The organism is Halorussus sp. AFM4 (genome assembly GCF_051194995.1).
GTDB lineage: Archaea > Halobacteriota > Halobacteria > Halobacteriales > Haladaptataceae > Halorussus.
Window position 1 is genome coordinate 163329 of record NZ_JBNTJT010000005.1, and the last position, 22639, is coordinate 185967.

23 protein-coding genes are annotated in these 22639 nt (G+C 67.9%); 9 read left to right on the forward strand and 14 right to left on the reverse strand.

Translation table 11 applies throughout. The annotated features are described in order from the left end of the window. Positions 1–58: 58 nt before the first annotated feature. From ACQUQF_RS20955 to ACQUQF_RS20985, 7 genes are read right to left on the reverse strand one after another with little or no spacing between them, the layout of a single operon-like run. On the reverse strand, positions 59–1390 hold the full coding sequence (locus ACQUQF_RS20955; protein ID WP_435181143.1) for a P-loop NTPase: 1332 nt from the start codon (positions 1388–1390) through the stop codon (positions 59–61). A gap of 1 nt (position 1391) precedes the next feature. After that, positions 1392–1970 carry a hypothetical protein gene (locus tag ACQUQF_RS20960; protein WP_435181145.1) on the reverse strand — a complete coding sequence of 193 codons (579 nt, stop codon included), beginning with the start codon at positions 1968–1970 and terminating at the stop codon, positions 1392–1394. Between the two features lie 5 nt (positions 1971–1975). After that, positions 1976–2923 (reverse strand): HEAT repeat domain-containing protein, encoded by a 948-nt coding sequence (locus ACQUQF_RS20965; protein ID WP_435181146.1) that lies wholly within the window; start codon positions 2921–2923, stop codon positions 1976–1978. Continuing rightward, positions 2920–3936 (reverse strand): ethylbenzene dehydrogenase-related protein, encoded by a 1017-nt coding sequence (locus tag ACQUQF_RS20970; protein ID WP_435181147.1) that lies wholly within the window; start codon positions 3934–3936, stop codon positions 2920–2922. The genes ACQUQF_RS20965 and ACQUQF_RS20970 overlap by 4 nt, the downstream gene beginning before the upstream one ends. Further along, complete coding sequence (locus ACQUQF_RS20975; RefSeq protein ID WP_435181148.1) at positions 3929–4738, reverse strand: TorD/DmsD family molecular chaperone; 810 nt, start codon at positions 4736–4738, stop codon at positions 3929–3931. Before ACQUQF_RS20975 ends, ACQUQF_RS20970 begins: the two co-directional genes overlap by 8 nt. Positions 4739–4747: 9 nt before the next feature. After that, entirely contained in the window at positions 4748–5929 is a 1182-nt protein-coding gene (locus tag ACQUQF_RS20980) for a 4Fe-4S dicluster domain-containing protein (RefSeq protein ID WP_435181149.1), read from the reverse strand. Continuing rightward, complete coding sequence (locus tag ACQUQF_RS20985; RefSeq protein WP_435181150.1) at positions 5929–9111, reverse strand: molybdopterin-containing oxidoreductase family protein; 3183 nt, start codon at positions 9109–9111, stop codon at positions 5929–5931. Before ACQUQF_RS20985 ends, ACQUQF_RS20980 begins: the two co-directional genes overlap by 1 nt. 208 nt (positions 9112–9319) lie before the next feature. On the opposite strand from ACQUQF_RS20985, the gene ACQUQF_RS20990 reads away from it, so the two are divergent. After that, positions 9320–10153, forward strand: a complete 834-nt coding sequence (locus tag ACQUQF_RS20990) for an extracellular solute-binding protein (protein WP_435181151.1) — start codon at positions 9320–9322, stop codon at positions 10151–10153. A 277-nt stretch (positions 10154–10430) separates the two neighbouring features. On the opposite strand, the gene ACQUQF_RS20995 is transcribed toward ACQUQF_RS20990, so the two are convergent. Continuing rightward, complete coding sequence (locus ACQUQF_RS20995) at positions 10431–11027, reverse strand: DUF7344 domain-containing protein (protein ID WP_435181152.1); 597 nt, start codon at positions 11025–11027, stop codon at positions 10431–10433. A gap of 132 nt (positions 11028–11159) precedes the next feature. Then, entirely contained in the window at positions 11160–11489 is a 330-nt protein-coding gene (locus tag ACQUQF_RS21000) for a hypothetical protein (RefSeq protein ID WP_435181153.1), read from the reverse strand. A 198-nt stretch (positions 11490–11687) separates the two neighbouring features. On the opposite strand from ACQUQF_RS21000, the gene ACQUQF_RS21005 reads away from it, so the two are divergent. The 4 genes from ACQUQF_RS21005 to ACQUQF_RS21020 all read left to right on the forward strand — a co-directional run bounded on the left by ACQUQF_RS21005 (position 11688) and on the right by ACQUQF_RS21020 (position 14599). Continuing rightward, complete coding sequence (locus tag ACQUQF_RS21005) at positions 11688–11954, forward strand: hypothetical protein (RefSeq protein WP_435181154.1); 267 nt, start codon at positions 11688–11690, stop codon at positions 11952–11954. 129 nt (positions 11955–12083) lie between these two features. Then, positions 12084–12881, forward strand: coding sequence for a helix-turn-helix domain-containing protein (locus ACQUQF_RS21010; protein ID WP_435181155.1), 798 nt, complete (start codon positions 12084–12086; stop codon positions 12879–12881). Between the two features lie 209 nt (positions 12882–13090). Next, positions 13091–14293 carry a hypothetical protein gene (locus ACQUQF_RS21015; RefSeq protein WP_435181156.1) on the forward strand — a complete coding sequence of 401 codons (1203 nt, stop codon included), beginning with the start codon at positions 13091–13093 and terminating at the stop codon, positions 14291–14293. Positions 14294–14401: 108 nt separating this feature from the next. Continuing rightward, entirely contained in the window at positions 14402–14599 is a 198-nt protein-coding gene (locus tag ACQUQF_RS21020) for a hypothetical protein (RefSeq protein ID WP_435181157.1), read from the forward strand. Positions 14600–14925: 326 nt separating this feature from the next. Here ACQUQF_RS21020 and ACQUQF_RS21025 read toward each other — a convergent pair whose 3' ends face one another. Continuing rightward, positions 14926–16212, reverse strand: coding sequence for an MFS transporter (locus ACQUQF_RS21025; RefSeq protein WP_435181158.1), 1287 nt, complete (start codon positions 16210–16212; stop codon positions 14926–14928). A gap of 321 nt (positions 16213–16533) precedes the next feature. Between ACQUQF_RS21025 and ACQUQF_RS21030 the strand changes: the two genes are divergently transcribed. Genes ACQUQF_RS21030 through ACQUQF_RS21040 form a run of 3 tightly spaced genes read left to right on the forward strand, consistent with a single transcriptional unit; the run spans position 16534 to position 18591 of the window. Further along, complete coding sequence (locus ACQUQF_RS21030; RefSeq protein ID WP_435181159.1) at positions 16534–16899, forward strand: nucleotidyltransferase domain-containing protein; 366 nt, start codon at positions 16534–16536, stop codon at positions 16897–16899. After that, complete coding sequence (locus ACQUQF_RS21035) at positions 16892–17326, forward strand: HEPN domain-containing protein (protein ID WP_435181160.1); 435 nt, start codon at positions 16892–16894, stop codon at positions 17324–17326. The genes ACQUQF_RS21030 and ACQUQF_RS21035 overlap by 8 nt, the downstream gene beginning before the upstream one ends. A gap of 2 nt (positions 17327–17328) precedes the next feature. Beyond that, positions 17329–18591, forward strand: coding sequence for a tyrosine-type recombinase/integrase (locus ACQUQF_RS21040; protein ID WP_435181161.1), 1263 nt, complete (start codon positions 17329–17331; stop codon positions 18589–18591). A 346-nt stretch (positions 18592–18937) separates the two neighbouring features. On the opposite strand, the gene ACQUQF_RS21045 is transcribed toward ACQUQF_RS21040, so the two are convergent. Then, a complete protein-coding gene (locus ACQUQF_RS21045; RefSeq protein ID WP_435181162.1) occupies positions 18938–19357 on the reverse strand; it encodes a hypothetical protein in 420 nt (139 codons plus the stop codon). Beyond that, positions 19354–20184 (reverse strand): ParA family protein, encoded by an 831-nt coding sequence (locus ACQUQF_RS21050; RefSeq protein ID WP_435181163.1) that lies wholly within the window; start codon positions 20182–20184, stop codon positions 19354–19356. The genes ACQUQF_RS21045 and ACQUQF_RS21050 overlap by 4 nt, the downstream gene beginning before the upstream one ends. Before the next feature lie 528 nt (positions 20185–20712). Between ACQUQF_RS21050 and ACQUQF_RS21055 the strand changes: the two genes are divergently transcribed. Beyond that, positions 20713–20952 carry a hypothetical protein gene (locus ACQUQF_RS21055; RefSeq protein ID WP_435181164.1) on the forward strand — a complete coding sequence of 80 codons (240 nt, stop codon included), beginning with the start codon at positions 20713–20715 and terminating at the stop codon, positions 20950–20952. Positions 20953–21053: 101 nt separating this feature from the next. Here the strand turns inward: ACQUQF_RS21055 and ACQUQF_RS21060 are convergent, their stop codons facing one another. Together ACQUQF_RS21060 and ACQUQF_RS21065 are read right to left on the reverse strand one after the other, a co-directional pair. Further along, entirely contained in the window at positions 21054–21161 is a 108-nt protein-coding gene (locus tag ACQUQF_RS21060) for a DUF433 domain-containing protein (RefSeq protein ID WP_435181165.1), read from the reverse strand. A gap of 881 nt (positions 21162–22042) precedes the next feature. Beyond that, positions 22043–22522: an SRPBCC family protein gene (locus tag ACQUQF_RS21065; protein WP_435181167.1), complete on the reverse strand. Its 480-nt coding sequence runs from the start codon at positions 22520–22522 to the stop codon at positions 22043–22045. Between the last annotated feature and the right edge of the window lie 117 nt (positions 22523–22639).

Here is a 22639-nt window from a genome sequence, read left to right on the forward strand (position 1 = left end):
GTGCGTTCGGCGGTAGGAAACCGGAAAGCAGGAAACCGGAAACCGTCCGGCCCGCCGGTCAGGCCGCCCGCCGCAGCTCCAGCACCCACTCGTCGGGCGCCCGGCGGTGGACCTCGCAGGCGTCGAACGCCTCGTCGGCCGACCCCTCGGCGTGTTCGCCCGCGAGCAGCTCGGCCAGCGGCGAGGGGTCGTGGTCGTTCACGACGTAGAAGGACTCGCCGGGGTCGAGCGCCCGGAACTCCTCGCCGACCTGCTCGTGGCGGATGCGCGGCGGGAGCCCCCGGACGTCGAGCGCAGAGTCGGGTACCGACACCGGTCCCGCGTCGTCGCTCTCCAGGAAGTCGGCGACCGCGTCGGCGAGGTCGCCGACCGGCTCGGGACGCGACGCAGCGTCGGACCCAGCGACGACCGGACTCTGCAGCTCCCTGTCGAACGGGAGCTCGGCCAGCACCTCCACGCCGAGTTCCGCCTCGGGCTCTGCGTCGCCGTAGAGGTCGTGGTCGTGGCCGCAGTTCTCGCAGGCGAACCCCGCCATGTTGACGGCCCCGCCGATCACCGGGACGCCGTTCTCTTCGAACAGCGCGGCGCTCCGGCCGGTGTCGCCGAGGCTGGTCGGGAACGGCGTGGAGACCAGCACCGCGCCCGAGACCGGCACCTCCTGGAGGGTCGTCAGCACCACGTCGCCGGTCCCCGGCGGCAGGTCGACCACCAGCACGTCGCGGTCCGTCCACGCGGTGTCGCCCAGCAGTTCGGTCAGCGCGTCGTGGGCCATCGCGCCGCGCCAGGCCAGCGGCGCGTCGTCGGCGACGAGCCCGACGCTCATCACCTGCATGCCGTCGACCTCGGCCGGGGCGGCCCGGCCGTCGTCGGTGGCCTCGACCGGCCCCTCGACGCCGACCAAATTGGGGACGTTCGGTCCGTGGATGTCGGCGTCGAACAGGCCGACGTCGTACTCGTCGGCCAGCGCGCGGGCGAGGTGGGTCGCCACGGTGGTCTTGCCGACCCCGCCCTTCGCGCTCCCGACCGCGATGACGTGGTCGACCCCGGGGAGCGAGAGGTCGGTGTCTTGGCCGTGACCGTGACCATGACCGTGGATTCCCCCCGGCCCGCCGTGCGCTTCGGCCGTTCTCGCACCTTCGCCGCCGGCCATCTCGCTCTCGACCCGGACCTGTTCGACGCCCGCCACCTCGAACGCCCTGCGGCGGACCGCCTCCGCGATCTCCTCGGCGTCTCTGGGGGCCGCGCCCGAGAGGTCCATCGAGACCGTGACGACGCCGTCCGCGACCTCGACGTCGGTCACGAGGCCGGCGTCGACAACGCTCGCGCCGAAGTCGGGGTCCTCGACCGTCGCGATCGCCTCCTCGACGCGCTCACAGATGTCCTCGTCCATGTTACCACGCCTCGAAGTCTTCCATCGGATTCTCGCCCTCCTCGTCGTCCCCGTCGTGCATCAGCGTCCCGCCGTAGGGCCGGAACTCGAAGTCGTAAGCGCTGGCCACGCGGTCGAGTTCGTCCTCGCGCTCGGCGATGACCGCGGTGTCGAACCCGGCCCGCTCGACCGCCGCCACCAGTTCGTCGTCGTCGACGACGCCGTCGGCGTAGGCCGCGGCCACGCCGTCCCGGAACCGGTCGGCGTTGCGTCGGCACCGCGTCGCCTCGTCGAACTCCTCGCGAATCTCCGGCGTCGGCCGACCGCGGTCGGTCGGGATGGCGGCGAGCCGGTCGGCCGCGCGCCGGTCGTAGTCGGCGGCGGCCGAGAGCACCTCGACCACCCGCTCGGTCGGCGGGAGGTCGGCCCACGCGTCGCGGGCCTCGGGGGCCACCAGCGCGTCGACCACCTCCTCCCAGGTGGTGTCGCGCTCGACGTCCTCGAACGCCTCCGCCACGAACGCGCCGACGTGCTCGTCGGGGATGGAGACGCCGAGCGATTCGGTCGCGGTTCCGCCGCTCTCGGAGTCTGTGTCTGTCATGTGTCCTACCTCCGTTTCGATGGTCCGGGGTCGTCGGGGAGTCGTCCGTCGCTCGGACCCAGGGCGCGCCCCGTGCCCGGACCGAGGCCACCGCTCGTTTCAAATCCGCTACCCTGTCCCGCGCCGTCGCCGGGCGCGCCCCGGGGCGTCTCGGCGGGCGACTGGGGGCCGCCGCCGGGCGGGCCGTCGTCGATCTCCACGTCGAGCCGGTCGGGGTCGACGCCCCGGGCCGCCGCCAGCGCGCGCTTGGCGGTCCGCTTGACGTCGTCGCTCCGGTCGGTGATGCCGTGGGCCTCCAGGGCCTGCTCGGCCCGGTCGGTGGCGAGGTCGCCGAGCGACTCTGCGGCCTTTGCCCGGACGAACGCCTCGGGGTCGCGGGCCAGCACCGCCGCCAGCAGTCTGACCGCCTCCTCCACGTCGTCGGCGCGCTCGCCGAGGTACCGCGCGGCGTACTCCCGGACCGCGGGATGGGGGTCGTTCTTGATGCGGTCGGTCAGCTGCTCGGGGGCGGCCCGGCCGGTCTTGCCCAGCGCGATGACCGCGTTGCGCCGGACCCACCCGCTGTCGTCACTGAGCGCCTCGCCGAGCACGTCGTCGTCGGGCGCGAGCCGCGAGAGCGCGACCACCGCCTCGGCCCGGACCCACTCGTCGGCGTCTTCGAGCGCGGTCCGGACCGCGGCCTCGGCCTCCGGGGGCGCCTCGCCGCGGGCCGCGCCCAGCGCCTCGACCGCGAACTGCCGGACGTCGGCGCTGTCGTCGGCGGCGAGGCGGTCGGCCAGCGCGTTCGCGGTGGCGGGCTCGAGCCCCCCGGCGTCGGCCCTGTCGACCAGTGCGAGCGCGGCGTCCCGGCGGACGGGTTCGCGGTCGTCGTCGAGCAGGTCCCGGAGGTCGGCCTCGTCGCCGTCGCGGGCGGGCGACCGGTTGCGGGCGCTCCGGTTGGCGTACTCGGTCATTCCTTCGCCCTCCAGTAGACGAACGACCACGTCAGCAGCGTCGTCGCCACGAGGCCGAGCACCCAGTTGCCGACCGAGTGGGTCACCCACGTGCCGCTGCCCGAGCCGCCGGAGCCCGACCCGCCCGAGGCGCCCGACTGGCTCCCGCCGGACGACCCGCTCGACCCGGAACCGCTGGACGCGTCGGTCAGCTTCCACTCGCCGGTGTCGAGCTTCGTGAACTGGAGCGTGATGGACTTCTGGCCGTTGACCTCCTCGGCGCTCCCGTTCCACACCGCGAACGCCAGGTAGACGTTCTCCGAGCCCGCGAAGCTGGCGTCGTACGTGCCGTTGGTGCCGTGCCTCCGGGTGAACACCACCGACCAGCCGTTCCCGGTCCGCTCGGCGCGGGCCCGGACGTTCTGGCGGGGCGCGTGGGTCAGCGACCCGTACCCCTTGGCGTAGTAGTTCTGGGCGTACCGGTCGTACCGGGCCTTCGAGAGGGGGTTGCCGGCGGCCCGGGCCGGCATCGTCTCGTTGTCCGGATGGGGGTAGACGTACATCCGGCCGAACGACGAGCGGTCCCGGAACTGCCAGCTCGCCCGCCAGTACCAGATGTCGACCGGCTTGCCGGCCGCGCCCATCGTGATCGGGGGCCGGTCGCCGGTCCGGAGCATCACCGCGGCGGCGTCGCTGTAGTTGCGCGGCGCCCGGATGTTCGCGTCCAGGGTCGGGTCGGTCCACGACAGCCGGAACGCGGTGTGGGTGTCGTTGTGGACGGTCTGGACCGTCAGCCGGTCGGTGCTCCCGCCGCCGAACGGCGGCGCCATCTGCTGCTTCGACAGCTTGACCGTCCGCTCGGGCGCGTCGCTCCACTCGTCGGCCCCGGGGTCGGTCGGCACCGTCTCGACTGCCATCGCCGGCTGGGTCCCGCCGGTGACCGCGGCGGTGACCGCAGTCTGGGCGAGTACGAGCGCGGCCACCACGACCGCCGTCACTATCGTCGCGCGCCGCGCCGCGTCGCGGTCAGGCACGGGGATTCACCTCCGCGGCCGCGTCGGCGTCGACGTCTGGATCGGGGTGGGCGGCGAGGTCGCGGGTGACGATTGCCTCCGCGAGGTCGGCGGCCGCCCTGTAGACCGCCCCGGCTGCGCGCCGGGGGTCGTCGTAACTCTCCGCCTCCTTCGGGTCGTCGGTCGCGTCCCGGACGCCGTGGGCGAACGCGGGTACGAAGTCCGCGAGGTGCTCGTCGAGCACCGTCGCCTCGGCGCGTTCGAGATTCTCGGCGTCGTCGGCCTCGCCCTCCTCGCAGGCGACCGCACGACGGGCGGCCAGCACCTGGAGCAGTTCGAGCTCGACGACCACGTGGTCCTGGCGCTCGTGGAAGTCGTCGGCGGGCTCGACGCCGAACGCCTCCAGGAGCCCGGCCACGGTGGCGATGCGGCGCTGCTTCCGGCTCACCTCGTCGCCGACCGTGTACTCGGCCTCGTAGGGTACCACCGCGTAGGTGCCGTCGTCGCTCGGCAGGCCGAACAGGTCGTTGTACGCCGACTCCAGCGCCTCGCGGTCGGTCGCGCCGAGCGCCCCGAGCAGGGCCTCGACCTCGTCGGTCAGGTCGAGCTTCCGCCCGGCCGCACGGAGGCCATCGGCGGTCTCCGCGTGGGTCAGTTCCGCGACGATTTCCTCGTCGGGGTAGCAGTACGCGCCCGCCGCCGCGCTGTAGATGGCGGCGCGGGCGGCGTGGCGCTCCGCGGGCGACAGTTCGTCGGCCCCCTTGTCGTTACGAGGCCTCACGTCGTCGGCCGAATGCGCGTCGTCGGTTGGTGTGTCGGTCATGCTGTCACCTCACGGTTGGTTGGTCCACTGCTCGCCCTCGCGGACCTCGATCTCCTCCCGGATGGGCATGTCGACGACCTTCTTGCCCTTCCGGTCCCAGCCCTTCACCTTGTTCTCCTTGACGGTGTAGGTCTCGATGAGCCGGGTGGTCGCGCCGAACAGCTGGAGCACGCCCAGCAGGTGGTGGCTCGGGTCCCGGACGCGCTGCTGGATGATCTCGACCGACTCCTCGTAGGTGCTGCCGGGCCAGTCGTTGCGCTTCTGCTCGGTGTTCGGCGTGAACATCTGGGTCAGGAACGCCGGCGGCACGTGGTACGGCGGCATGTAGAACACCTGGGGCCGGGTGCCGAACTGCGGATACAGCGGCAGCGCGACCTTCTCGTCGGACTTCGCCAGGTAGTTGACCGGGCTCCGGCCCTTCGCCGCCGACTTCTTCCCGTTGGGGTGGCCCGCCTTCGGCCCGCGGTTGATGTTGCCGTGGAGCCGGGTCTTGCCGATGCAGCTGCTCACGCACCGGGGGACGTTTCCCTCCTCGATGCGAGGGAAGCAGCCGACCGGCTTCTCGGAGACGCCGGTCTCGGGGTTGTACATCGGCTTGTGGTACGGACAGGCCTTCACGCACTTGCGGTAGCCCCGGCACCGCTCCTGGTCGAGCAGCACGATGCCGTCCTCCGAGCGCTTGTAGATGGCCTTCCGGGGGCAGGCCGCCAGGCACGCCGGGTTCTTGCAGTGGTTGCAGAGCCGCGGCAGGTAGAACTGCCAGATGTCGTGGTACTTGCCCTGCTCGGGGTCGGACTCGACCACCTGGTCCTCGGGGTACTCGCCGTGGACCTGGTCGTCGCCCAGCGCGGGGTACTCCCACTCCTCCTTCCGGGCGACGTACCCCTTGACCCGCTCGCCCTGGTCGGCGGCCTCGAAGATCGTCTCGTCGGGGCCCAGGTCGTCGAGCAGCCGCATGTCCCAGCCCATCGGGTAGCCGCCGTAGGGCTCGGTCTCGACGTTCATCCACCACATGTACTCCTCGCCCTTCCCGCTGGTCCAGGTGGACTTGCAGGCGAACGAGCAGGTGTTGCAGTTGATGCAGCGGTTCGTGTTGATGACCATCCCCCAGTGCCAGTCGCGCTCCTGCTGGCGGTGCTCGTAGGGGTAGCTCTGCTTGCGGCCGAGCTGCGGGTTGTACACTTCGGGCATCAGTCGTCACCTCGCGTCGTCCTCGCGGACGAGGTCGTCGTCGAACCGCTCCGCGACTGGAGCGACCCGCCGATGTAGTCCTGCAGCAGTTCGTCCTTCCGGGCGTCGCCGGGCCACCAGTCGGCCTCGCGGTACTTCTCGACGGTCACGAGGTCGTCGCGGTTCACCCCGGTCGGCGCCCAGACGGTCTCCTCGTAGCCGTGCTCCAGTTCGGCCCCGTGCCACGCGATGTGCTCGGGGACCTTCTCGGAGACGTTCGGGTCGCCGAACACCGCCTTGTGGACGAGCTCGTCGGTCTCCTGGCCGGGGTCGAGCCAGATGTTGGTCGTGGTGTTGAACCCCTTCACGTCGTCCTCGCCGGCGTCCTCGTCGTCGGGGAAGTGCTGGGGCCACCAGCCGTGCCAGAGGGTGAGCTGGCCCAGGTCGCCGGCCTTCCCGGGGCGCTGGCGCTCGCTGAGCATCGCCCGGACCACGGTGCCGCCGCGCTTGCCCTTGATCCGGACGTAGTCGCCGTTCTCGACGCCGATCGTCTCGGCGTCGCTCGGGTGGATCTCCACGAACGCCTCGCCCAGCGGCGGGACCTCGCTGGTCTCGCCCTCCGCCTCGGGGAACGAGAAGTCCTCGATCAGCCGCTCGGTGCCCTCGGGGTCGGCGCTGGTCGACCCGAAGTCCCGGGACGCCCAGATGAGGTTCCAGTCGGTCATCCCCCACGAGGAGTGGGTCCGGTACTTGCTGTGGGGCGTGTTGTAGTAGAACTGGTAGCCCTCGTCGTGGTAGAGGGGGTTCTGCTCGTCCTTGGCCTCGTCCCACTTCTTGTTGACGCCGTACGGCGTCCCCTCGACGCTCTCGATGTGGTCGAGGTCGTCGCGGCCGAGGTCGACGAGCCGGTCCTCCTCCTTGTGGAACTCCATCCGGCCGGTCTTGGTGTAGAAGGGCCGGTCGTCGTGGACCTGCGAGTAGAACGGGATGCGCGGGTACGTCTTGAGGTTGAGCCGCTCGGGGCCGTCCTCGAGGTCCTCGACGTCGATGCCCTGCGTGGTCATCCCGCGGTCGAACGTCTCCTGGATGTAGTCGCGGACGTCCTTATCCTCGTCGAGGAACTTGTCGAAGTACGCCCGGTAGGAGTCGACGGTGCGCTCTTCCGGCGGAATCTTCTCGTCGAGCTTCTCGGCGACCATCGCCAGCACCTCCCCGTCCTGCTTGGTGTCGTAGATGGGGTCCATCACCCCGTGGTCCATCGTGACGAAGGGGTTCTCGGGCCCCACGGTGATGTCGGGGTAGTCGCACTCCAGCCACGACGGGGCCGGCAGCACGATGTCGGCGTGCCGGGCCGAGTAGGTCATGTGGATGTCCGAGACGACGAACAGCTCGTTGGACGTGTCCGGGTGCTTCGTGAAGTTGTTGACGACGTGCTCCTGATGCTTGGTCTGGTTCAGGAGGTTGCAGTTCATCGTCCACAGGACGGTCGGCCTCGACATCGTGTACGACTTCGCGCCCTTCGGCATCACGGGCTCCTCGGCGTCGCCCTGCGGCACGAGGTCGAGTTCGCGGTCGAAGTCGCCCCGGATCTCGTGGGGGTCGAGCCGCTCGCCGCCGAAGAACGCGAAGGCGTACCCCGGATACATCCCGTGGGCCGAGTGGCCGTCGGGGTTGACGTAGTGGGGGTAGCCGTCCAGCAGCTCGATCTTGTACTGGCCGGAGTAGTTGTAGTAGCCCTTCCCGGCGTCGCCGATGTTGCCGAGCATCGCCTGCACGTAGAAGATCGAGCGCTGGAGCTCGCTGTTGGAGTGGAACCAGTGGTTGATCCCCTCGCCGGTGAACCACTGGCCGCGCTCGGCGGCGGCGAACTCCTCGGCGGTCTTCCGGATGGCGTCGGCCGGGATCGTGGTGATCTCCTCGACCTGCTCGGGCGAGTAGTTCTCCATCACGTTCGCCTTCTGGCGGGCGAAGTCGGTCCGGACGCGGACCGACGACCCGTCGGCCAGCGACACCTCGGTGTCGGCCTCCAGCTTCGGAGTCGCCGGCATCTCGTCGCCGACCTGCTCGCGGGTGACCGGGACGGGGTCGCCCCGCTCGTTCAGGACCACGAAGTCGCCCCAGTCGTGCTCGTCCTCCTCGCTCGGGGGCTCGCGGTCGGGGAACACCTCGTGTGCGCGGAGATACTTGCTGTTGTCCTCGCGCACCAGTAGCGGGAGGCTGGTGAACTTCCGCACGAAGTCGGCGTCGTAGAGGTCGTTCTCGATGATGACGTGGGCGAACCCGAGCGGGATGGCCGGGTCCGAGCCGGGACGGACGGGGAGCCACCGGTCGCACTTCTGGACGGTCGGCGAGTAGTCGGGGTAGATGCCGACCATCTTGCCCCCGCGCTCGCGGGCCTCCTGGAGCCAGTGGTTGTCCGCTAGCTTGTTGTGAATGAGGTTCTTGCCCTGGATGATGGTGTAGTCGCCCTTCCGCCAGGCGTTGGCGTCGGAGTCGCTGGTCTGGTAGCCGGTGGTCATCACGTGGCCCGGCGGCAGGTCGGCGTACCAGTCGTACTCGGTCCACTCGCAGCCCCCGAAGATCGAGGCGAGCCGCCGGCCGGCGCCGTGGCGGGTGAACAGCCCGTCGGCCTTGATGGCGTTGAAGACGTGGAACCGCTTGTGGTCGTCCAGGCTCGCCATCTTCTCGGCGATGAGGTCGACCGCCTCGTCCCACGAGACCCGCTCGAACTCGTCCTCGCCCCGACCCTCGGGGTTGGGGTCGTCGGGCGACCAGCCCTTCCGGACCATCGGGTACTTGATGCGGCTCGGCTCGAAGGTCCGCCGGTGGAGAGTCAGTCCCTTCATGCACCCGCGGGGGTTCCAGTTCTGGCTCACGTCGGCGTCCTCGTAGCCCGACGGCCCGACGCTTGGCTCCTCGTTGTGGTAGACCTGCTCGGCCCGGATCGGCACCCCGTTCTTCATGTAGAAGTTGAGCGCGCACGACTGGGTGCAGTTGGGGTGACAGACCGTCCAGTCGACGTCGTCGTAGGCGTAGATGTCGCGGTAGACCCGCTCCCAGTCCCGGTTCGGATAGGACTCGAGGGGGTTCTTCACCTCCGTCACGGGCTCGACGCCCTGGGTCGCGCCCCAGTCGCTCGTGAGGAGCGCGCCGACCGCACCGGCCCCCGCTCCCCGGATGAAGTCCCGCCGCGACAGGCTCATGGCGGGCCACCTCGTCTCGGTCGTCGTTCCGACGTTGCTACTCGGGTCATACAGTGGTCTCTCGCGGCGTCTCACCCTTCAACCCGCGAAGCGATTTCAGTCCCGTGAGAACGCCCGCGAACACCTTCGGCCAGACGGTTTTCAGCGCGATTCCGAGCAGCTGAGAACGCGCGGGCTCCTTATTACGAACCGGCTGTCATCCCCGACCATGCGACGACGAACGCTCCTGCTGGCGGGGGGTGCGCTCGCCGGCGGCGCGCTCGGTGTCCGGACGACGGGGTCGAGCGTCGGCGGGTCCGACGCCGAGTCGGCCCGGGCGCTCGTCGCCGGGAGCCTCCAGACGGTCGCCGACGAGGTCGCCGGCGCGACGGTCGAGGCCCACGGGAGCCTGGCCGCCGCCGAACTGGTCCGGTCGGGCGCCCGCGACCCCGACGTCCTGGCCCTCGCCGACCCGAGCCTCGTCTCGGACCTCGCGGGCTGGCGGGCGACGTTCGCCACCAACGCCGTGAGCGTGGTCTACGACCCCGACTCCCCGCGGGCCGACGCGATCGAGGCCGACTGGCGGTCGGCACTCGCGCGCGACGACGTGTCGGTCGGCCGGACCGACCCAGCCCGCGATCCGCTGGGGTATCGCACCCTGCTCGCGCTCGACCTCGCCGAGCGCAGGGGCGTCCCCGCGACGGCGATCCTGGAGAACTCCGACGTGTTCCCCGAGACCCAGCTGCTCCGGACGCTGGAGGCCGGCGGCGTCGACGCCGCGTTCGCCTACCGGAACATGGCGGTCGCCCACGACCTGCCGCGGGTCGACCTCCCGGAGCGCATCGACCTCTCGGACCCCGAACTCGCCGACCACTACCGGAGCGCGACCGTCTCGGTCGACGGCGAGACGGTCCGGGGCGAGCCGATCCGGTACGGCGCGGCCTACCTGACCGGCCGCGGCAGGGAGTTCTACGGGAACCTGGTCGGGAACGCCGAGCGGCTCCGGCGCTTCGGATTCACCGTCCCGGCGCGGTACCCCCTCGAACGGGGTCGGAGCGCGTGACAGGAAATTCAGAAGCGGGCCGACCGGACCGCGAGCGGTCCGACGGCCCCGGAGACGGGTCGGCGCGAACCGACCACGACTACGCTGACACGGGGCTTCGATACCGGGAATCCCCGGACCGGTACGACGCGCGAGGTGGACTGCGGGGTCGGCAGGACCCCGCGGCGCGCGCACCGCCCGGGCGGGCGTCCGACGCTCGAACGCCACACGTCGAGACGGTCCGCACCCACGTTCTTATATGCCCCCTAAACTCCGATCCCGGGACGGTCGACCCGCGCTACCGTCCGCCCTCGAAGCGCGTCCGGACGCCCCCGAAACGCGCCCGGACGCCGCCGAAACGCGTCCTGACGAACAGCCCGACGGGGAGGAGGTTGAGCGCCGCCGCGACGAGCACCGGCGGCGTCGCCAGCGCCGGGTAGGCGACCGCCGAGAGGAGGAGGATCGCGGCCGTCAGCGCGCTCGTCCAGCACGGCAGCAGGCCCATGGGTCGCGGCCCCGACTCGGCGTCGATCGAGGCGCGCGCGACCGTTCCGAAGTTCGACCCGCGCGCGACCAGCCGCCCGTCCCGGTCGTAGTCGACGACGTCGCACCGGTCGAGCCTGTCGAGGTGGTGCTGGGACAGCGACGTGTAGACGCTCCGGCGCAGGCGGTCGCCGGCCGCGTCGCCGTCCGCGAGGGCGTCGGCGACCGCGTCGGCGAGCTCGCGGACCGGAACGCCGTCCCCGTCCGCGCGGTTCCGGAGGTGGCGGACGCACTCGCGGCGCCGCGCGTTGGCGAGCAGCTCGTACGTCCGGTCGTCGGTCCACTGTTCGGCGGCCCGGTCGCCGCGCGGTCGGTCGACGCCCGGCTGCGCTTCGTTCGGTTCCGGAGTCATCCCGGGCACGACCGTCCGAAGGTGCCACGCGCCCTTATCTATTGCCTTGATAACACGTCTCACACCGCGCCGCAACAGTTGGCAAATCCGGACGGAGCGTCTCGTCCGGACGTCTCGCGGGAGCCGGTCGACCTAGACCGAGAAGCCGTCGCTCGCCACGTCCCCCGAGTCGGCGGCGTAGACCAGCCCCACCTCCATGTCGAAGACGAGCGCCCCCTCCGCGTCGAGGGTCTGGAGGCAGTCGCGGTAGAGGGCCTCGTGGACGTCACCGTACGCGCTCTCGTCGTCGGTGTCGTCCAGTCGCTCGGCGAGCGTGCTCACGGTGATGGGCGTGCTGGCCTCGTCGACGACGGTCCGAACGTGCTGGTAGAACTCCTCGTCCGGCGGCGTCCCCGCGGGTCCGGGGCCGCGGGACCGGTCGCTCCGAGCCGCTGAGTCCGATGATTTCTCCGGCCGACTCATGTTCGCCCGTCCGCACGCGGGGACTTAAGTGTGAGGTGTCGTTGCGGCGTTCAACCGGCGCTATCTCGACGCGACGCGGACGTTCGGCCGGACCTGTTCCCGAGTCCTATGCGGTTGCTAAACCCGCCCGCCGCTCACAACGGTCGCACCGATTTAACTCGCCGCCCTCCCGACCCGGCACCGGGAGGACGAGACGACGTGACCACATCAGAGCCCTTCGCCGACGGCCCGCCGACCCGAGACGACGAACCACCCGCCGAGAGCGGCGACCCGTCCACCGAGGACGCCGAACTACCAGTCGAAGGGGCCGACCTGACGCCAGAGGAGTTCGAGTCGACGCTGGCGGCGCTGCTCCGGCGCGCCGCCCGGAGCGACCTCGCCGCGCCGCGTTCGATGGACGTCGCGGGACCCGCCGAGACCACCGCCTGGATGGTGGAGATCACGCGCATCGACCGCCGCCGCTGATCGCCGTCGCCGACCGCCACCGCTGACCGCCACCGCTGACCGCCACTGCTGACCACCACCGCTGACCGCCAACGCTGACCGCCGAGGTCACGAACACGTGCACCAGCTTCCGCGAACGATGAACGGGCAATGAGTCGGGACCACGACGACGAGGCGCCGGATTCGAACGCCGAGGAGCCGAACGGCTCCGACGCCGACGACCCGCGGGACTCCGACGCCGACGACCCGCGGGACTCCGACGCCGACCGGCGACGCGACCCGAATCTACCCCACCGCCCGTACGCCATCTTCGTCCGGGCCCAGCTCTCGCATCCAGACCTGCCACTGGTCCCCGCGCTGGGCGACGCCCCGGAGATGCGCGTCCGCCCGCGGTCGGCGCTGCCCGGTACCGCCCGGCTGTTCGTCGTCGGAACCGGCGGCGACCACGCCAGCTTCGAGGCGGGCCTCGTCGACGACCCGACGGTGGTCGACCCGTCGCTGGTCGGCGAGCGCGCCGATCGGCGCGTCTACCGCGTCGACGTCGCGGACCGCGCCCGCGAGCCCCTGTCGCTGCTGGCGTCCGCCGACGCCTACGTCCACGACGCCAGCGGCACCCGCGACGGCTGGACGGTCCGGATGGAACTGCCGGACAGGGAGGCGCTGGTCGGCTTCGTCCGCGAGTGCCGGGCGGCCGACGTCGACCTCACCATCCGGCGGATCACGGACACCGAGGGCCTCGACCGCCGCCACGACTACGGGCTCAGCGCCGACCAGGGGCGGCTGCTCCGGCTCGCCTACGAGGCCGGCTACTTCGACGTGCCGCGGCGGGTCTCCCAGACCGACTTGGCGGAGTCGCTGGACCTCTCGACGTCGGCGGTCTCCCAGCGCCTCCGGCGCGCGACCGCCGAACTCGTCGCCAACGCGCTGCTCCCCCGCGACGACTCCTGACGCCCCCGCGGCGACTCCCCACTCCTCCACGGCGACTCCCGACTCCTCCGCGACGATTTCCGACACCATCGGTCTACGATTCCTGACGGCACCGACTGTCTGGGCCGGGTTCCGGCGGCGCGTCCGCGTCGTTTCCTGCGCGATTACGTCGCCGATAAGTCCGGCATAGGTCACCGATAATAATCCTCGACCGTCCCGACCCGGAGAGTATGCTCGGACCACTGACTGACGGACGGCGGGTCCTCCGCATCGCCGCGGTGGCCGCCGTCGGACTGCTGCTCGCCTTCGCCGGCTGCTCCGGACTCGGCGGGAACCCGCCCGGCGATACGACCGGCGACGGAACCACCACCGATTCCCCGACGACGGCCGCGACGGCGTCGGGCGCGACGAACGACACCGCCGAGACGACCGCGGCAAACGACGGCGCCGGAACGACCGCGTCCGACGGCCACTCCCACAGTCACGGTCACAGCCACTCCCACGGGGAGACGACGACCGACTCGGAGTCGGACGAGTCGAACGAATCGGCCGGCCCAGGCGGTTCGGCCGGCGAGACGAACGACGCCGACGCGAACAGTCCGACCGGCGATTCGGAGACGAACGAGACGGCGACGAACGAGTCGACCCAGCTCTCCGGCAAGATGACGGTCGTGGTCGCGGGGAACGAACTCCCGCTCGACGAACTCGCGACCGGTGACCGGGTCTCCGTCGCCGCGGACGACGAGCACACCTGGCGAGCGAGTTCGGAGCTCACGCTCGCCGAGGCGCTGTCGGCGTTCGGCGTGGACGCGAACGCGAGTGCGCTGTCTTACAACGGGACGACCTACCGCGAGGCGGCGAACGGGACCACCGTCAGCGTCCGCGTGAACGGCGAACCCGTCGACCCCGAGTCCTACGCGCTGCGGGACGGCGACCAGGTGTGGGTCACCGTCGAGACCGCCGCGACGAACTACTCGGTCCCCGGCGAGTACATCCCCGCGGCCCAGCAGCACGTCCACGGCCAGATGGAGTTCGTCGTCGAGGGCGAGCCCGTCGACTTCGGCGAGCCGCGCTTCCAGTCGGGCCACCGCCACTTCCACTTCGAGGGCGGCCACGCCGACCCGTGGCACGCCCACTCGTGGAGCGTCACCCTCCAGTACGGGCTGAACACGCTGCCCGGAATCAACGTCACCGCGGACGCAGTCACGTACAACGGGACGACGTACAACCGGGGCGTCGCGAACGAGACCGTCTCGATCACGGTGAACGGCGAGCCGGTCGATCCGACCGAGTACGTCCTGAAGGACGGCGACGACCTGCGCGTCGTCGTCGAGGGGTCCGCGGTGACGACCGCGTCCGAGACGGCGAACGGGACGGAGACCGAGACCGCGAGCGAGTCCGAGACGGGGGAAGCGAACGAGACCGAGACGTAGCGACGAACGAAATCGGGACTCGGGGCCGAACCGGATCGAGACGTCGCTCGCGACCCCGACCCCTCGTCTCGTCGACACACGTAATTTCCCGGCCGTCCTACGGCCGGTATGCGTGACGATTCCGGGTTCACCGGCGAGGGTCTGGCGCGCGGCCTGGGCGTCGGCCTCCCCATCGGCGTCGCCCTCAGCGTCGCTCTCGACAACTTCGCGTACATCGGGGTCGGCATCGGCCTCGCCATCGCGCTTTCTATCGCGTTCTCGGAAGAAGAGGGCGAGGACGGAGCAGACGAGAACGCGGCGAAGTAGTCAGACCGCGAGGTGACCGCCGTCGACGGACAGCAGGTGACCGGTGACGTACGAGGCGTGGTCGCCGGTCAGGAAGACGACCGTCCGTCGACGCTCGTCCCACCGTTTGAGCCTGTCTGTCCCTTCAGTGTCGGTGATCCAGTACCGACACCCCTGGACTGCGACAGCGACTCTGACGAGAGTCCGAATTCATTGCCGGTGTCGACCGGACCGCTGCGTCGGCACAAGCAGAACTGAACCCGCAGAAGTCCTCTACCGTGGGAGAGCTCCGTGTCGCAGGTTCGGCCGGTGGAGTCGGCGACCGTCGAGTGTAAGCGGAGTGTGGCTCATCGCCACCAGAGGCCGGGCAGTCGAGTGTTCGCAAACACGGGTTCGACTGCGTTCAGCAGCGGCGTCTCGCCGTCGTCGTCGGGCTCGGAAACTGAACTCATCACGAGGAGGGCTGCACCGAACGCCGGTAGGCTACCGACGATGAAGGCCACTCGGATGCTCGCCATCAGAGCGACCACCCCGACCAAGACGGACCCGATAATTCCGCCGAGACCCATCGCAGTTGCCCGGAGCCCCAGGAACGTTGCTGTCCGACGTCGGGGGACGACGGCACTGATGACTGCTACGGCTCCCACGTCCATCGCGGCGAATCCGACCGCCAAGCAGACGAACCCGACAACTGCGAGCGACAGCCGGAACTCGACTGCTTTCGGCATCGCTGCGAGTGCGAGCGCGAGCGGATACGCAGCGCTCGCCGCTATCCCGCCTCCGAGGAGTCTGACACGGTAGCCCGCGTCGGCTATCTTCCCGATGAAGGGTAACGTCGCGAGTTGGGTCGTCGGACTCACCGCTAACAAGAGTCCCATCGTCGACGCGGTGACGTCGAGCCGCGAGACGACGTATATCGGGACGAGGACACCGATGCCCTGGACCGCAATGTGACGCAGTACCAAGGCGGCGTACAGTCGGTCGAGGCCGGTTCGCCGGAGTACCCGCCACTCGGTGGCAGAGGGGAACAAGCGCTTCAACCCACGGCGGAGTCCCCCGTTGGTGGCGACCGGGGGCGAATCGTGAATGAGGGCAACTGCTGCTGTCCCGAGAAAACTGACGCCCGCGATGATAGCGAACGCGACCGACGGCACTGCCAGGCCGAGCAGGGCACCGATGGCGATCTGCCCGCCGATATCGCCGACGGCGAACGTCCTGTTGACCAGTCCAGCCGATCGGCCTTGGGTGGTGTATCCGGTGACGTCGTTCACGATCGCGAGGATGACCGGGGCGAATCCGACCGCAAACACGGTGTACGCGCCGCGGGCGGCGATGTATCCCCAGGCACTCGAGATGAACTGCAGTCCGACGAGCACGAGTGTCGCCGCGATTCCGGTTCCGACCAGCAAGGCACGTCGGCGGCCGGTCGTGTCGGCGAGCGATCCCCACAGCGGAGCGAAAATCATCGTGCTGGCGAAAAAGACGACTGCGAGTGAACTCACCGCGAGCGGTGACTGCATCCGACCGACGACGAGCGCGAGCGCAGTCGTGAGCATTCCGCCGCAGGCCGCACGAGTAGCACCCGCGAGCCAGATCACTGCCCGTCTGCGGCCGTCCAACCCTGTTTCGTCCATACGTTGACTGATTCCACTAGTCCATTCCCTGCCATCACTGTTCGGGGCGGGTCGGTGATTGAGGGCATCTCCCCGACCCGATATTATATATCGCGGGATACGGTTCATGCACTTAGTGGCGTTTCCGCCGGGGTTCACCGTGTTGTCTGGTTGTCCAGAGCAGACAACCACGCACCACAAACACTAAAACAACTGACTGTATCGTCCTACCCACAGGAAACTATGGGCTTAGAATCGACACCACGCCGAGCGACCGGCCTTCTCGGGTCCCAGCACAGCGCCGGGGAAATATAAATGACGACGAAGAACGTATCGCCGCGCATGAGCGACGAGCCCGCGGCCGAGCCTCTCCCGGAGGGTGCCCACGCGGACGCGGCGGCGGCGTTCGTCGACAGAGCGCGGTCCCGGCACGGCGAGGACCTCGTCGAGCTGTACGTCTTTGGATCGACAGTTCGCGGCGAAGCGAGCGGTCGTTCGAGCGACGTCGACGTCCTCGTCGTCCTCGATGACGACACCGATCGCAAGGCCACCGCCGACTCGCTCCGCGACATCGCGTACGACGTCATGCTCGAACACGGTCCGGTCGTCGAGCTCCACGTCCTCTCCGAGTCGACGTTCGCTCGGTATCGGGAGGAGGGCAACCCGTTCGTCCGCAACGCCGTCGCCGAGGGTCGGTCGTATGCCTGACGACGATTCTGCGAGCGACCCGCCAAACGACGGCGAGGAGTCGCCGAGCAGTTCGACGGTCGAACGTGAACTCCAGCAGGCCCGGCAGGCGCTCTCGGACGCCGACGTGGCGCTCGACGCCGGCCTCTCGGACGCGGCTATCGTCAACCGCCTCTACTACGCGGGCTTCCACGCCGTCCAGGCCGCCCTCTACGACCGCGGACACGAACCGACCTCCCACGGCGGCGTGCTCTCGCTGTTTGGCTCGGAGATCGTCGCCGCCGGCGACGCCCCGCGCGAGCGCGGCCGGTTCCTCAACAAACTGTCCGAACTCCGCCGGCAGGCCGACTACGGCTACGAGGCGATAGACGAAGACGTCGACGCGCTCCTCCGACGGACCGAACGACTCGTCTCCGAGATGGAATCGCTCTGCGATTCGATCGACTGACCATGCCGAACTACGCCCACTTCGACGACCTCGACGACTTCGAGACGTTCTACCGCGAGGAGATCGCGCCCGCGCTCCGCGACGACCCGGACGCCGACGTCGACCCCGACCGCGAGACCCCGACCTACGCCTGGCTCAAGCGCAACTTCTCGGGGTTCGTCGAGCGTCTCAGGCGCGATTACGACCTCTCGCCCGGCGAGTTCTACGACGCGGTTGGCCTCCCGCCGAACGGGGACGACGATGGCGAGACCGACTGGGGAATCGACCACGGACCGACCGTCCGCGCGCTCGAGGACTACCTCGAAGAGCTCGAACGCGACCGCGGGCGCGCCGAGACCACGGTCGGCCCACGCCGGTCCCGGCTCCGGACGTACGTCACGACCTACCGCGAGGCGAACGACACCGACGACCTGCTCACGCCGCTGCTGGACGAGACCGCCAAGCCGGACGAGATCGCGCGCGTGCGCGACACCTTCCGCGTCCTCGACGAGGAGCTGGGCACGCTCGCCTCGAAGAAGAAGTACGTCTCGGCCGTCCGCAACTGGTACACGTTCCTCGAGGAGATGGGCCGCGGGCTCTACAACCCCGCGGCGAACCTCCTGAACCGGTTCGGCTGGGACGAGGACCCCCGCTACGACCACCCGGCGATCGACCGCGACGATCTCGCCGCCCTCCTGGAGGCGGCGGACGCCGACGAGCGGTTCCTCCTGCTCGCGCTCGCCGGCTGGGGGCTCCGGCCCGTGGAGGCCTGCGAGCTCCACGTCGACCAGCTCGTGCTCGACCCCGGCGACGGGGACGTCCCGCACGTGGCGTTCGCCGCGGGCGAACGGAAGAACGCCCGGCGCACGCGGAACACGGTCGAGATCCTCGTCGGCGTCGACGCCGTCCGCGACCGCATTGACGCGTTAGGCGAGGCCGACGAGTGGACCGGCTACCTCCTTCCGGGACAGTCGTACGGGCGGCCGATGACGACCGAGACCGCGCGGCGGTGGTTCCGCGACCTGGGCGAGCGCGCGGACGTCCGGATCGCGGGCGGGTCGCCGCTGCCGAAGATGGGCCGCCGGACGTGGTACCGGCTCTACCGCCGCCAGCGCCCCTCCATCCGGGCGGGGACCGCGGCGGTCGCGTCGGCGCAGGGCAGCCGGGACGCCTCGGTCTCCGAGCGCAACTACCTCGACGAGCGGACGCGCCGACAGGCCCGGGCCGACGCCATGCGCGAGCTCGTCCGGACCGAACTCGCGGACATCTTCGACCGGTACCTCTGACCAGTGCCCCGTCGGCGACCCTCCCTTTCCATCGCCCACACTTGTTTAAAGCAGTTGTTGCAAACCCCTGTTACAAACGAGCGTTACGAACAATTGATTGCCTCAAATGCTGCTCGTCAGTGATGGGTGGTCCTGCTCGCCTGTTCGCCTGTAGTAACTGGGACATCTGGTTCGTCGAATTTCCAGGCTGTTTTCAATGTGGGCGATAGTGAGTAGGCTCTCCTGATAGGTTAGTTTGCATCAGTCCGGTGGTTCTTAGGAGTGAGACAGCGAAAAGTAGCAATTCCCGTGAACGTTTTCGGGGGAATTCGTAACGGCAGCATCCCCGACGATATCGCGATGTTCACTACACGTACTCGCAGCCCCACTCGTCCAGGAGTTCGGCGACCTCCTCGGGATGCTTCATCGCGACGAGGTAGGCAGCCTCGCGGACGTCGGTCAGGTACGTCTCGTAGCCGGTCTCAGCCTCGACATCACGTTTGAAGTCCGTCTCGCGTTCCTGTACGAACTCCCGGAGGTAGAACTGCACCATCTCCCGACCGCTCTTCACGCTGTTCCGCTGTACCGCCCACGGCAGTCCGTCATCGTTCTGGTCGCGGTCGTCATCCTCTCCAGAGGCCGAGGCGGAACCGCTCTTCGATTCCGCCGACGTCGAAGTTGTGGTCATAGCGCTGGTTGCTCCAGTGTCCGGCCCAGGATCGTCCTCAGGTGGCTGATCGTCGATCGGGTCATCTCCGAACGGATCGCCGCCGGTCCCCTCCTTCATAGGTCACCACGCTCCTCGAGGAAGGTCGCGAGCTCGTCGAGCTTATCGAGGGTCTCTCGTTCATGCTCTCGCTCACGGTCGCGATGCGTCTCGACGTACTGGAAGGCGCTGCACTGCTTGGCCCAACACCCCTCGAAGAGGCTCGATCGTTTCCGGAGTGTGACAGGGTTCGGATACGGCAGGTGGGTCACGTCATCGAGGACCGATTGCTGGTCGTTCGTCCCCTCGAAGCGGTTCACCACGGTCGCGAGGACGCCGACCTCGATGTCCAGGCTGGACTCGATCCCGGCGACGACGGACTCCAACCCGGCGATGGACTCGCCGCCCTTGCCGCTGGGTTCGACCGGGATGACGAGGCTTCGTGTCGCATGGATGGCGTTGTAGAGGTGGGGTCCGCTCGTCGCGGGCGGGTCGACGATGAGGACGTCGTATTCCTGCGGTACGTCGTTCGCTGCGAGGACGTGACGGAGACGGGCGTACTTCGAGAAGGACTCGCCGGTCTGTTCGGCGATGGACGCGGCCTTCTCGAGCAGGTCACCGAGTCGTTCGAGCATGTTGTGGCTCGGGACAACGTCGATGCCCTCGGCCGTCCGGACGAGCCCGTCGAAGTCATCGCCACGGTCGATCATGTGATGGACGATGGTGTCGATGTCCTCGTCACTGCGGTTGTCGTCGACGCCGAGGAGGTACGAGAGACAGCCGTCCTGGGGGTCGAGGTCGACGACGAGGACGCGGTGGCCGTGGTCGCTGTGCGCCCTGGCGAGGTTCGCGGAGAGCGTCGTCTTCCCGACGCCCCCCGCCTCGCTGTATGTCGTGTAGGTCAGCATACGAGGCTAATCAAAGAGGCACCCTATAAAGTTACGTCAGACGAACCTCCTATGTTTGATAGTTAGGAAGGATAGATGACCATCCTACATAGACAGACTCATCATACTGTACGGTTAGGCTACCTAGTTAGGCTGCCTAGTCAGACTCTATGGTTGGGCGTGTCAAGTAGGCTTCTTGGACAGTCGGCCTGACCAAGCGGCATGACCAGCCCGTCCAAGCAGACAGACCGGGCAGGCTGGCATATCAGACTAGATAGGCAGGAGAGCTGGGGAGGCCGATCGAGAAGGTTGTCTGATCGGTCTGGTCAGGACGGATGAGCAGAGAAGCTAGGTGATCGAAGTAACGAAGAACGTCCCTCTCCAAGGACTACCGATCCAGGTGAACAGGACAGAGATGGCCCATGGCTTGTTAGACTACACAGTTAGCCTGTTCGGTTAGGCTCTTGAGCCGGGCAGTTAGAAGAGGACAAGGGTTCCACCATGGTCAGACCCAGACGACCACTCTGTGGATGACGATTCAGGGCCAAGGTGATCGAGCTGATACACGAGCTCGTCATCCATGTCGATGACCACACGGCTCTCCTCGGTATCGATAGCAATCTCCAACCTTCGCCTGCTCGAATCGGTTACGGAAGCGACTCGCTAGAGGCGAAGAGGGTCGATGTCCTCCTTGGGCAGTCGCTTGACCAATATGGATTACAGTTTCTCGATATATGCATCGACACCGGCGTCGATGGCCGATTGGAGGATGTCGTGTTGGAGCCCTAGGCCTCGTCCTCATGAGGAAACTCCGCCAGCCGGGCGGGATAATCCTCGGCCCACTCGTTGGCTGTCCGAGCATCGTCCTCGCTCACCTGCGGACACTGCCCTCAGGGGATCTCCCTGGATCTGCGGCCCTGTTCACCGAAGGCTATCACGTAGCGGACCCCGATACGCGTCCCATCTATCCGCGATCGCCCTGACAGCGTATCGGGCATCTCTACGATTCGAGGGTCAGGTAACCCCTATCCGTCTGGGTCACGCAACTGTCGGAAGATGGCTTCGAATACCGACCTGCACCCTGAGTACCTGACCAACAGGAAGGTCTGGAATCAGGCCTCACCCAGCTGCAGGGAGAGATTCGGGTCACCTTGATCTACACTCAGGTCGGGATCCTCCGGGGCCGGCAGGGAGGTTACAGGCGTGCGTATCGACAGGTGCCAGGCCATCGTCACAGTAATCGAGCGGACACGTCCAGTGCACGAGATTCTATCGCTCGAGTGGTCTCTGTTCGTGTCCGCCTTGCCACCAATGTGCCGATATGGACCGGATACCCTAAGAGATGCTCCCATGGTCGTCTCATCCTATCCTCAACCCTGAGTAGAACAACGGCGACACCGATGCGGTTGAAGGGTGTGTGAGAACCTATATCGGGGTCGGAGGCCACGGGAGCAAGACGAAGGCCATTGCGTTCAGTTAGGTTGTTCAATTAGGCTATCTGATTAGGCTTTACGGATGAGATGGAGGATAGGCGAGCATGCAGCAGTGCCCTGAGTCGGAAGATCGTATCAGTTCAGATGATTCAACCATCCGGAAGGATAATCCGGCAGGAAGCTGAGCAGTATTCTGCATGATCGCCGCGACCGAAGGAAGCACATCGAAGCCACTTCTCGATCAAGGTCATCATGACCCAGCTAGGAGTTGGATATCTGATATGACGGCTCGGTCCTTGCGATACCCGCCTGTGACGGGGCCTGCTCTGTGGACAGAAGGAGCTCACGACCTCAGTCGTGGGAGTGGCTGGTATCGCTTCTGATTCTGTGAGATGTGAGAGGACATCGAAGATCTTGACGCCGAGGAACGGAGTCTGGAAGAGGTATCACTCTGTCCTCGCATCTTGGATGACATCATTGGGACCATCTACGGTGGTACCTTCGACATGTTCCTTCAGCCTCTCGTTCATCTGTCTAAATCCCTCTTCGATATCATCCCCGATGCGACGATTGACAAATCCTACAAGCAACCCCTTGAAACTCTCAGCCTGCACCAACCGTGTCCGTTCGCCGTCGTCAAGAGGTGTAAGGACGAACCGATGCTCCCCATCATAGAGGTAGGGGATGAACAAACGAGCGTCCCACCGGAGCTCGGTGGGTTCGTCCACCACGAGTACCGTCGTCTTCATCGTAGTCGGGGACTGGTTCGGATATTTGAACGTCACCTCTAGCTGGGAGCCCTCTTTGGCGTCCCCATCGATATCTAGACTTGGATTCCACTCTGGATAGCTATCGAAGTCGATGAGGAACTCCCAGACCTTGGCAGGTGAAGCCTCGATCTTGGTTTGGGTGACAATCTCATCCACCCTCTAGAGTCTACGAGCCTCAGATATAAATCTAGTCTGGAGCATCACCACCAGGATGGTCACACGAAAGGAACTACCGTTTCATCACTAGGATATGATTCCCGTCCTGAATCTGAA

Bases quoted from the DNA above. Each gene is read 5' to 3' on its own strand.
- ACQUQF_RS20955 (WP_435181143.1), bottom strand. From the start codon at position 1,390: ATGGACGAGGACATCTGTGAGCGCGTCGAGGAGGCGATCGCGACGGTC.
- ACQUQF_RS20960 (WP_435181145.1), bottom strand. From the start codon at position 1,970: ATGACAGACACAGACTCCGAGAGCGGCGGAACCGCGACCGAATCGCTC.
- ACQUQF_RS20965 (WP_435181146.1), bottom strand. From the start codon at position 2,923: ATGACCGAGTACGCCAACCGGAGCGCCCGCAACCGGTCGCCCGCCCGC.
- ACQUQF_RS20975 (WP_435181148.1), bottom strand. From the start codon at position 4,738: ATGACCGACACACCAACCGACGACGCGCATTCGGCCGACGACGTGAGG.
- ACQUQF_RS20980 (WP_435181149.1), bottom strand. From the start codon at position 5,929: ATGCCCGAAGTGTACAACCCGCAGCTCGGCCGCAAGCAGAGCTACCCC.
- ACQUQF_RS20985 (WP_435181150.1), bottom strand. From the start codon at position 9,111: ATGAGCCTGTCGCGGCGGGACTTCATCCGGGGAGCGGGGGCCGGTGCG.
- ACQUQF_RS20990 (WP_435181151.1), top strand. From the start codon at position 9,320: ATGCGACGACGAACGCTCCTGCTGGCGGGGGGTGCGCTCGCCGGCGGC.
- ACQUQF_RS20995 (WP_435181152.1), bottom strand. From the start codon at position 11,027: ATGACTCCGGAACCGAACGAAGCGCAGCCGGGCGTCGACCGACCGCGC.
- ACQUQF_RS21000 (WP_435181153.1), bottom strand. From the start codon at position 11,489: ATGAGTCGGCCGGAGAAATCATCGGACTCAGCGGCTCGGAGCGACCGG.
- ACQUQF_RS21010 (WP_435181155.1), top strand. From the start codon at position 12,084: ATGAGTCGGGACCACGACGACGAGGCGCCGGATTCGAACGCCGAGGAG.
- ACQUQF_RS21015 (WP_435181156.1), top strand. From the start codon at position 13,091: ATGCTCGGACCACTGACTGACGGACGGCGGGTCCTCCGCATCGCCGCG.
- ACQUQF_RS21020 (WP_435181157.1), top strand. From the start codon at position 14,402: ATGCGTGACGATTCCGGGTTCACCGGCGAGGGTCTGGCGCGCGGCCTG.
- ACQUQF_RS21025 (WP_435181158.1), bottom strand. From the start codon at position 16,212: ATGGACGAAACAGGGTTGGACGGCCGCAGACGGGCAGTGATCTGGCTC.
- ACQUQF_RS21030 (WP_435181159.1), top strand. From the start codon at position 16,534: ATGAGCGACGAGCCCGCGGCCGAGCCTCTCCCGGAGGGTGCCCACGCG.
- ACQUQF_RS21035 (WP_435181160.1), top strand. From the start codon at position 16,892: ATGCCTGACGACGATTCTGCGAGCGACCCGCCAAACGACGGCGAGGAG.
- ACQUQF_RS21040 (WP_435181161.1), top strand. From the start codon at position 17,329: ATGCCGAACTACGCCCACTTCGACGACCTCGACGACTTCGAGACGTTC.
- ACQUQF_RS21045 (WP_435181162.1), bottom strand. From the start codon at position 19,357: ATGAAGGAGGGGACCGGCGGCGATCCGTTCGGAGATGACCCGATCGAC.
- ACQUQF_RS21050 (WP_435181163.1), bottom strand. From the start codon at position 20,184: ATGCTGACCTACACGACATACAGCGAGGCGGGGGGCGTCGGGAAGACG.
- ACQUQF_RS21060 (WP_435181165.1), bottom strand. From the start codon at position 21,161: ATGCCCGATACGCTGTCAGGGCGATCGCGGATAGATGGGACGCGTATC.